The sequence below is a fragment of the Micromonospora parastrephiae genome (genome assembly GCF_016802865.1).
Classification (GTDB): Bacteria; Actinomycetota; Actinomycetes; order Mycobacteriales; family Micromonosporaceae; genus Micromonospora; species Micromonospora parastrephiae.
On record NZ_JAEVHM010000408.1, the window covers coordinates 1 to 1238 of the forward strand.

1 protein-coding gene and 2 pseudogenes are annotated in these 1238 nt (G+C 75.6%); all 3 read right to left on the bottom strand.

Annotated features, from left to right (window positions below):
• Positions 1-197: pseudogene (locus JNW91_RS31450) on the bottom strand (hypothetical protein); the annotation flags it as partial.
• A 1-nt stretch (position 198) separates the two neighbouring features.
• Entirely contained in the window at positions 199-528 is a 330-nt protein-coding gene (locus JNW91_RS31455) for a YbaB/EbfC family nucleoid-associated protein (protein ID WP_203179052.1), read from the bottom strand.
• A 144-nt stretch (positions 529-672) separates the two neighbouring features.
• Positions 673-1238 (bottom strand): annotated as a pseudogene (locus JNW91_RS31460) (DNA polymerase III subunit delta'); the annotation flags it as partial.

The following is a 1238-nucleotide window of genomic DNA, read 5'->3' on the forward strand; positions in this document are numbered from 1 at the left end:
CGCGCCTCACGTGCCCGGTCGTCGGTGGCGGCGCCCACTGCCGGTGCAGGGCACGGCCGATCTCGCCGGGGCGGCCGGGGGGCGTCCGCGCCGAACGCGACCTGGGCCGGATCGCTGGCGGTGACCGTGCGGGACAGGGCGGCCAGCGTGGCGCTCGCCTCCTCCAGGCGGGCGGAGAGCGCGCGCAGTGTGTCCATCTCAGGCCCCCGCGAGCGGTCGGTAGGCGGCGAACGTCTCGTTGTGCAGCTTTTCCCGTGCCCACTCGGCGGCGTCGGCCGCCGCGGTGACCGCGGCCTGCACGGAATTGGCCACGTCGCGCGGGCTGCGGGTGTGCAGCGGGCCGAGGAACCGGACGTCGGTGATCCGCCCACCGGCGGTGACCACCACCTCGACCAGCCCGTCCGGCGACCGGACGGTGACCTCGACGGTCGACACCGCCTGGTCGAACTCGGCCTGGAGTGACTCGATCCGGCGGTAGCGCCGCACCGCCTCCTCGATCCAGGCCTCGTCGATCTCCCCCCGCGGCATCGGCCGACTCCTCCCGGATGACCCCTCACTGAGCGTGCCGTCACCGTCACTACGGCACACCGGACCGTACCGCACAGCAATCGCGCGTGTCGATGCCTGTGGATGACCGGTCCGGCGGGCGGGACCACGGCCGGAAGCTGCGGGTCAGCCCTTCCAGAGGGCGAGCATCATCGCCTCTACGGCGATCCGCGGCTTGACGTTCGCCTCGATCGCCGCACGGCAGGCGAGCACGGCCTCCAGGCGGCGCAGTGAGCCCTCGGCGTCCCATTTCTGCGCACCGGCGCCGGCCAGCGCCGCGGTGTCGGTGTGCACCGGGGCGACGGGGGCCCGCAGCGCCATGGTGAGCGCGTCCCGGTAGAAGCCGGCCAGGTCGACGAGCGCCCGGTCCAGCGCGTCGCGCTGCGCCCGGGTGGCCCGCGACTTCTGCCGCTTCTCCAACTCCTTGAGCTGACCGGCGGCACCCCGCATCGCGCCGGCCGCACCCCGGCCGGTGCCTCCCGCGCCGAGCGCCGTCTCCAGTGCCGTCCGCTCGGCCGTGTCGGATTCGGCGACCGATGCCTCGGCCTCCGCCTCGGCCGCCTCGATCAGCGCCGACGCCGCGTCGAACGCCGCGGCGACGCCGGTCAGCCGGCGGGGCACGGCGAGCACCGCCTCGCGCCGCTTTCGGGCCTCCGGGTCGCGGGCCAGCCGGCGGCCCGACCGACGTGCCC

Bases quoted from the DNA above. Each gene is read 5' to 3' on its own strand.
- JNW91_RS31455 (WP_203179052.1), bottom strand. From the start codon at position 528: ATGCCGCGGGGGGAGATCGACGAGGCCTGGATCGAGGAGGCGGTGCGG.